11 protein-coding genes are annotated in these 7287 nt (G+C 68.0%); all 11 read left to right on the top strand.

What is annotated here, in order from left to right:
• Window positions 1-123: 123 nt before the first annotated feature.
• The 11 genes from ACGFYY_RS30205 (at window position 124) to ACGFYY_RS30155 (ending at window position 7176) form a co-directional block, all read left to right on the top strand.
• Complete coding sequence (locus ACGFYY_RS30205; RefSeq protein ID WP_393714187.1) at window positions 124-348, top strand: hypothetical protein; 225 nt, start codon at window positions 124-126, stop codon at window positions 346-348.
• A 62-nt stretch (window positions 349-410) separates the two neighbouring features.
• On the top strand, window positions 411-926 hold the full coding sequence (locus ACGFYY_RS30200) for a GNAT family N-acetyltransferase (RefSeq protein WP_393714185.1): 516 nt from the start codon (window positions 411-413) through the stop codon (window positions 924-926).
• 96 nt (window positions 927-1022) lie between these two features.
• Window positions 1023-1544, top strand: a complete 522-nt coding sequence (locus tag ACGFYY_RS30195; protein WP_393714183.1) for an NUDIX domain-containing protein — start codon at window positions 1023-1025, stop codon at window positions 1542-1544.
• Complete coding sequence (locus ACGFYY_RS30190) at window positions 1537-2301, top strand: GDSL-type esterase/lipase family protein (protein WP_393714181.1); 765 nt, start codon at window positions 1537-1539, stop codon at window positions 2299-2301. The genes ACGFYY_RS30195 and ACGFYY_RS30190 overlap by 8 nt, the downstream gene beginning before the upstream one ends.
• The gene (locus tag ACGFYY_RS30185) at window positions 2298-3125 is read left to right on the top strand and encodes a phosphotransferase family protein (protein ID WP_393714179.1); all 828 of its coding nucleotides are present in this window, start codon (window positions 2298-2300) and stop codon (window positions 3123-3125) included. The genes ACGFYY_RS30190 and ACGFYY_RS30185 overlap by 4 nt, the downstream gene beginning before the upstream one ends.
• A complete protein-coding gene (locus ACGFYY_RS30180) occupies window positions 3122-3778 on the top strand; it encodes an AAA family ATPase (protein ID WP_393714177.1) in 657 nt (218 codons plus the stop codon). The genes ACGFYY_RS30185 and ACGFYY_RS30180 overlap by 4 nt, the downstream gene beginning before the upstream one ends.
• A gap of 185 nt (window positions 3779-3963) precedes the next feature.
• Window positions 3964-4839: a hypothetical protein gene (locus ACGFYY_RS30175; RefSeq protein ID WP_393714175.1), complete on the top strand. Its 876-nt coding sequence runs from the start codon at window positions 3964-3966 to the stop codon at window positions 4837-4839.
• The gene (locus tag ACGFYY_RS30170) at window positions 4827-5327 is read left to right on the top strand and encodes a GNAT family N-acetyltransferase (RefSeq protein ID WP_393714173.1); all 501 of its coding nucleotides are present in this window, start codon (window positions 4827-4829) and stop codon (window positions 5325-5327) included. The genes ACGFYY_RS30175 and ACGFYY_RS30170 overlap by 13 nt, the downstream gene beginning before the upstream one ends.
• 223 nt (window positions 5328-5550) lie before the next feature.
• Window positions 5551-5730, top strand: coding sequence for a hypothetical protein (locus ACGFYY_RS30165; RefSeq protein ID WP_393714171.1), 180 nt, complete (start codon window positions 5551-5553; stop codon window positions 5728-5730).
• Window positions 5731-5806: 76 nt separating this feature from the next.
• The gene (locus ACGFYY_RS30160) at window positions 5807-6388 is read left to right on the top strand and encodes a hypothetical protein (RefSeq protein WP_393714169.1); all 582 of its coding nucleotides are present in this window, start codon (window positions 5807-5809) and stop codon (window positions 6386-6388) included.
• A gap of 2 nt (window positions 6389-6390) precedes the next feature.
• Window positions 6391-7176, top strand: a complete 786-nt coding sequence (locus ACGFYY_RS30155) for a phytanoyl-CoA dioxygenase family protein (protein ID WP_393714167.1) — start codon at window positions 6391-6393, stop codon at window positions 7174-7176.
• Window positions 7177-7287: the final 111 nt, after the last annotated feature.

Raw genomic sequence — 7287 nt, 5'->3', positions numbered from 1 at the left:
GCCCTCGCGGCTTGCTTGAGCCGTGTGCATCGACGAGGTGCACGCACGGTTCTGAGGGGACCCCGGCGCAGCAATGCGCCGGGGTTACCCGGCGGAGCCGTCCCCCTCGGCTACGACCCCGCCATGCTCTATGTCAACAGCCTCCGTGTTCCGGCCGTCGCTGAGCGGGTCCGTAAGGAGTTCGCGGACATCCTGGAGACGGCTGCCGGGCGCCTCGCCGAGCAGATCGCCCTCGCTGAGATGCTCCAGGCCGTAGGCCGCGGCTGGTACGAAGAGCTTGCTCCCCACCTGCGCCAGCGGGCCGAGGAGCTGACCGGCGTCACGCCACCCACGCCCCTCAGAGCGTGATCCCGAGATGACGGTGCCCTCTTCCTCCAGCGACAGTGGCGACGAAAGGAAGCGAGGAAACAGTGAGGCTTTCCAGCCGACGTCTCGTCATGCGAGAGCCCGAGGCAGGCGATATCGACTGGGTTACCACCGAGCTGCAGGACTTGGAGATCCAGCGGAACACCACAGTGCCGAGCCCGTACGCCAGAGCCGACGCCGAGAGGTTCGTACACAACGCCAACACCGGGCAGCGGACCACGTTCATCATCACCGAGACCGGCCAGCGGGCCGGAGCGATCAGCCTGCACCTGCACGACAAGAGGGCGCCGAGCATCGGCTACTGGATTGGCAAGACAGCCCGCGGCCGCGGCATCGCCACCGAAGCCGTCACCAGAGTCTGCCGCTGGGGCTTCGAAGAGCTCGGGCTGCCGATCATCACCTGGTCGGCGAAAGTCGGCAACGAGGCGTCCCGGGCGGTCGCGGCCAACGCTGGATTCCAGATGGAAGGAACCCTCAGGCTCCGCTCCATGTCCCAAGGCGCCCTGCGGGACTGCTGGGTGGGATCGCTGCTGCCGCACGAGCTGCGAGACATCCCCTGACAGACGGGCCTCGGGAAGAGTGCCGGCGACCGAAATCGGCTGCCGGCCACGGAGAGGCCCTGTAGCGTGACCGCCCTTGACGATCGGAGAAGAGCCATGCCCGAGAGGACCGCCGGGTCCGGCCGCACTTACACCGCTCACTACGCCGACGTCCACCTGATCGTCCGCCAGGGCGACGAGATCCTGATGGGGCGCCGTAGTAGTCAGCCGGTGTTCCCCGACATGTACCAGGTACCGGCCGGGCTGATGGAGGACCACGAGCCCGCCACGATGGCGGCCGCCCGGGAGTTCACCGAGGAGACCGGCGCCACCGTCAATCCCGGCGACGTACGGTTCGTGCACCTGATGCACCACGTCTCCACTCACGCCGGGTCGCGACGGATTGCGTTCTTCTTCGAGGTCGACCGCTGGCACGGTCAGATCGGTAACCCGGAGCCGGACAAGTGCCAGGGCTGGGATTGGCACAAGGCCACCAACCTCCCGGAGCCTATGCCCCCATACCTCGGCATCGCCCTGCAGCACATCGCCGATGGTGTCTCGTACAGCGAGTACGCCTGGCCCCGCGGCGCCCAGGCCGGTGCGTCCGCGACTGCCTCCGCAGGTACGACCCATGGGTGAGCACGTCACCCGCGGGCGCACCGTGCGGGTCGGCTGGTTCGGGACCAGCATCATGGAACACCTGCAGGCCCACGTGGCTGCGATGTCGGACCAGACCCGGCTCCCGCCGGTCGGCGCGACGGTGACCGTGGAAGGGTGGCAACGGCGCGGCTACCCGTACCTCGTCGCGCTGGCGCTCCAGGCCGACCATCCAGGCACGCTCTTCGAGCACGACAACCAGGCTCAGGGCGGAGCAACGATCCGCGACGTGCACCGAATCGTGCACGACACCGTGAAGGCCGGCGGGGCACCGTACGACGTCGCGGTCATCGGCTGCGGCATCAACGACGTGTGGCGCGCCCATCAGGCCGGCAGGGGAGCGGAGGGCGTCGGGCCGGAGGAATTCGCCGACCTGTACGCGCGGACCCTCGATGTGCTTGTCTCCGCCAGCAAGGAGGTGCTCTGCATCGGTGAGACGGCGGTCGGGGCCGTCGATCTGGGTGCAGTGGCCGAGATGAACAACCAGCTGGCCGCGTACAACGCGATCGCCGCGGCCGCGGCCGCAACCGCCGGGGCCCACTACGTGGACGTGCAACAGGCATTCCAGAAAGCGGCCGAGAACCTCTCGCCCGGCCTATCGCTGTGGACGGACGGCGTCCATCTCACCGAGCTCGGCGCCACCCTCCTCGCCCGACACGTCCACCCCCAACTCGCGCGCCTCGTCGGAATTCATTCACAGCCAACACAGCCAGTGCCGGCAAGGAGAATCGACGGATGACCGTACGCCACTGGAATGACCTGCCCGCCTCCCTGAGGGGCCGTCTTACGCACGACCTCTCGATGACCGGCGTGCCGCTCCCCATGACTGGCGGATACACCTCTGGGGTCCGCGTCCGGATCGACACCGCCCGCGGCCCGGTGTTCGTCAAGGCGATCCCCGCCGATGACCCAGCCGCCGAGATGTACCGCACCGAGATGGCAGCTGCCCGGACCCTACCCGCCGGTATCGGCCCGGCACTGCTCACAGCGGCCGAGACGCACGGCTGGATCGCGCTCGCTTTCGACTACGTCACAGGCCGGCACCCCGACCTCGCCCCCGGATCACCGGACCTGCACACCCTGACCGAGACCCTGAGTCACGCACACACAGCACTCACCCCATGTCCCTTTCCCTCTGCCCCGCCGCTCGCGGACAGCCCGATCTTCAGCGGCCGTCCCCTCCCCGAGGAATACGGGCATGGTGACACCCTGCTGCACTGCGACCTCCGCGCCGACAACCTCCTCGTCACCCCTGACGACACCATCACCCTCCTTGACTGGGCATGGCCCCACCGTGGCCCCGCGTGGGCAGACATCGCACTCCTCGTTCCGCAGCTCGTCCTCACCGGCCACACCCCCGCCAACGCCGATCGATGGGCCGCTCAGTCCCCCGCCTACCGGAGCGCACCCCCTACCGGGATCGACGCCATCGCCGAAGCCCTCACCGACTACTGGACCAGCCGCACCCAGCAGGGAACACCGGAGCTCCGCGCCTACAGGACCCGAGCCGCTGAGGCAGGCCGGGCATGGGTTCAGCACCGACAGGCGAACTCCACACCGTGACCGAGGAGACCACCACGAGCGCCACCAGCAACCAGACCACGCTCGACGGAATCCACATCCGGAACGAACCGGCCGGGAGCGCGCCGCGCTGCATCCTGATGGCGGGGCTACCCGGCTCGGGCAAGACCTACCTGGCTGAGGCCCTCGCCGGGGCCGGGCTGGTGAGGCTGTGCACGGATGAGGAGGTGCACCGACGGTACGGGATCTACGGTGTGGACTACCCGCGCGGGACCTTCACCGTCCGGGAGCGGCCGGTGCTCGTGGAGATCCAAGCCCGGGTGGGCGCCCTGTTGGGGCAGGGCCATGACGTTGTTCTCGATCACGGCCTGTGGACCCGGGCCGAGCGGGAGGAATGGCGGCAGACCGTCACCGCGGCGGCCGGCGTGCCGCTGATGCTGCACCTTCCCGCTACACATGCGCAGCTGTGGGACCGGGTCAGGGAGCGGAATGTGACGGGAGGCCCGGCCGATATCCGGTTCGAAGAACACGACCTCGAACGGTTCGCCGCACGGTTCGAGCCCCCTGGACCGGAAGAAGACGCCATCACGTACGAAGGTGACCCGGCCTTGGTGCTCGCGCTCCTCGGAAGCGGCAGGCTGGCCACTGAACTCAACCCCACCCAGAAGACCCTCGACACCACCCGTAGAAGCTAATGCGCGCACTGCCAGCTTCCGGCCGGACCTCATCTGCTCAGGTTCGTTCCTGTGCGGGTCGCGGTACGGCCCCGTGGTCCGCGTTTCCTTGGCTCGACGCCGGACTTGGCCGCCGTGGCGGAAGCGGTCGACGACGGCCGGGACGTCCTCGACAGCCTCGGACACGACTGGACGGAGATCAAACGATGGGCGCAGCACCTCCTGCCGAAGCAGTAGAAGCCCTGGAGCAGCGGTTCGGGACAGTCGTTCACGGTCTACTGAGCGACAGGCGGGGCTCCCGGGCGTGGAAGATCACGGCGCTCGGGGCGGCCCTGGCGCTGAAGGCCAATGCACCTGACGGCGACGATTCCCGCGACAAGGCCCGGGAGTTGGCGCAGGAAGACCACCACCTCCAGGTCCTGGCCCAGGCTGGCGCGGTCCACTGCGCCTACCGCATCGATGCCGGTGCGTGGGAGAGCGGGCGGTGGCTGGCGGTGCAGTGGGTCGATGGCGCACCGCTCTGGCACGCTCTGGCTCCCACCCGCGAGGACACCGGGAACACTGTGGCCAACCGCGCCCTGATCCTGCGCGTGGCGCAGACGTGGGCCGCTCGCCTCGCCCCGATACACGCCGCCGGGTGGGCCCACGCCGACGTACAGCCCACCAACACGCTCGTCACCCCCGACGGCGGGGCTCACCTGATCGACTACGCCCTGGCCTGCGGCCCAGACACCGCCCGCCTGCCCTACCGGGGGGCGCTGACGCACACCACTGCCCCTGAAATCGCCGACGCCATCCTTGCTACCGCCGCCGATGTCCACGTCCAGGCTGGACCGCCCGCCGACATCTGGGGTCTGGGCGCCTCGCTGTTCTGGTGCTGGACCGGGCACCGTCCGGGCGTATACGAGGACGACACCCCGCGCGCCGACAAGCTCCGCGCTGTGGCGGAGGGCAAGCTACACGCTCTCCCGGACGTCCAGCCGTGGGCGTTTCCGGCTCTGGAAGCGTTGATCGAGGCATGCCTGGCCCCGGATCCCGCCCAGCGCCCCACCGCCGCCGAGGTGGCCGCATGGTCGAGCTGAGAGGGCTGACCCACGATGATGCTCCCTTTGTGGCGCGCATCTATAGCGGGGCCTCGGTCCGCTTCACCCACGGCGAGGGGTACCAGATGCCCGTCGAGGACGCCGCCGCACTCCTGGCGAAAATCCGCGACCAGGACCACGCAGAACCCCGCGATCACTGGAGCCTCGGCATCACCGTGGCCGGCGACCTCATCGGCCTCGTCAAATGCCGCCGGCAGGACGAATGCACCGCCGCCCTCAGCTACGTCCTGCGCGAGGACACCTGGGGGCGCGGCCATGCCACCGACGCCGTACGGCAATTCATCCCAGTTGTCTTCGCCGAAGCCGCAGTTGCGCGTCTGGAGGCCAAGCACCACCCCGACAACCCTGCCTCCGGCCGCGTCCTCGCCAAAGCGGGCTTCACCCGCATCGGCACCGCCGATCTCCACTCCGGCGACGGGCAGCGAGTCCCATACCCGCTGTACGAACTGCACCGGCGAACCTCGTGATCGGGCAGCGATTCGCCGAGGACCTGCACCGCGACCACTCATGCCTGTGTAGGCCCCCGCTCTTCAAGCGGCCTGGACAGGAAGATCCATCGACCGGAATTCGACTTCCCGATCACGGAATGAGCGGATCTACTCGATCTCCCTCAGATGTCTTCTGAGGGCGTACGCCCTGGCATCGCCACCTGGCGGTTGGCCACGAACGACGACCGAGAGGACTCGAATCATGCGAGGTCACGTCCCGTCCAATGAGATCACCGCCGAGGGCTACGCGCCGATCTACCACCAGACCAAGCAGCGCATGGCTGAGGTCTTCGGGGCCCGCAGCGACCAGCACTGGCCCTCCGGTGAAGAGACCTGCTCCGACTGCTACAGCGTCACGCCGCCGGTCGGGTCCGACGCGTAGCAGGAACGTCACGTCACAAGTCGAACTGAGACCGGGCGTCTCACGGCGCCCGGTCTCTGACGAAAGTAGGCAGCACGTGGACAAGATCAAGCTCGTGGCCGAACCGGGAGCCATCCTCGACAAGTGCCTTGTCGCTTTCCCGGACATGGAGGATGACCTCCGCAAGCGGCTGCGCATGCTGGAGGAGTACGACATGGGGTTCCTGCTGCTGGGCATGAGCCCGCGCAGGCTCCTCCGTGACGGCCGCCTGTTCGACAACGAGCAGGTTCTCCCGCTGCTGCTGTGGTTCGGCCAGTGGGACAACCACTGTCGCCACTGGGCCGCCGAGGTCATGAAGCAGTGGCTCGTGTTCAACCGCTCCAAGGGAGAATTCGAAGGCGTTCCGGATGAGAAGGCCATCGAGTTCCGCGACTACTTCTTCGCGAAGTACGCCATCCCGCTGATCGAGGAGTTCCGCCAGTACGTCGCGCTGACGATGCTCTACCCGAAGGAGCACAACGCGCCCTCCGGCCCCGTCGACATGGTGTGGCACTCCTTCATCCTCAACACCGAGCAGTACCAGGACTTCGGCCGGCGCATCTGGGTGGGCGCCGAGCACATGGCCCCGGAGGTCCCCGAGGAGGACTACGCCGACATTCCCGTGGTCAGCAACACGTAGCCGTGAACGGACCGCACGACCTCACGGAGATCTCCGCCGCGTTCCACCGGAACGGGTTCGCTGTCCTGCCGTCCGTCATCCCCGCGAACGCCGCCGACCGCCTGCGGATCCTGACAGAGCAGCGCTACCAGGATCCGCAGGTGCACGCCGCCCCACCGGAACTTGACCTTCTGCGCGGGGATGTGAGCCTGATGCGCATGTTCGAGCACGACCGGGAGTTCCGCGACATGATCGACCTGGAACCCGTCATCAGCCTGGTTGAAACAATCCTCGGCCCGGACTGTCACGTGATCGCCCAGAACGCGCTGCGCATCCCGCCCGGCAAGGGAATCGTCAACTGGCACATCGACGACGCTCTGTTCTTCCCGTTCCTGGGCGACATTCCGACCGGTACAGCCGATGCCAGCACCATCCCTTGCTTCACCCTGAACGTCATGGTCGCGCTCACCGACATCGAGCATGACCGGTACGGTCCGACGCAGGTGATCCCCGGAAGTCATCTGTCCGGCCGGCGTCCGCCCTACAGCCCCAACCTTCCAGGCATGCCGTCGTCACTGCTCGCCCGAGCCGGAGACGCCTACGTGGTCAACAGCCAGACCTGGCACCGAGGCGCCCCGAACCAGTCCGACCGCACCCGTTACCTGCTGACCACCGCGTACGGTCGCCGGTTCATCAGCCAGCGCTTCTACCCCTTCATTGGCTACCAGCTTCCAACCAGCGTCGTCGAAGGGGCCTCCGACCAGCTCGTCCGACTCCTCGGCCAGCACGGCAAAGGCCCCTACGGCTAAACCGATCACACCCACCCGGTCCGGTGCCGCAGCCCCACGCGGGTGGCTGCGGCGGCCCGGACCTGGTGGGCACGAAGGGACGGAACACCTGGCGGGTTTGGCTGGCGCGAA

The sequence above is a fragment of the Streptomyces sp. NPDC048331 genome, assembly GCF_043201215.1.
In the GTDB taxonomy this organism is placed as follows: Bacteria; Actinomycetota; Actinomycetes; order Streptomycetales; family Streptomycetaceae; genus Streptomyces.
The sequence above is the reverse complement of the archived record's forward strand: the minus strand, read 5'-3'. Positions and strand labels throughout refer to the sequence as shown.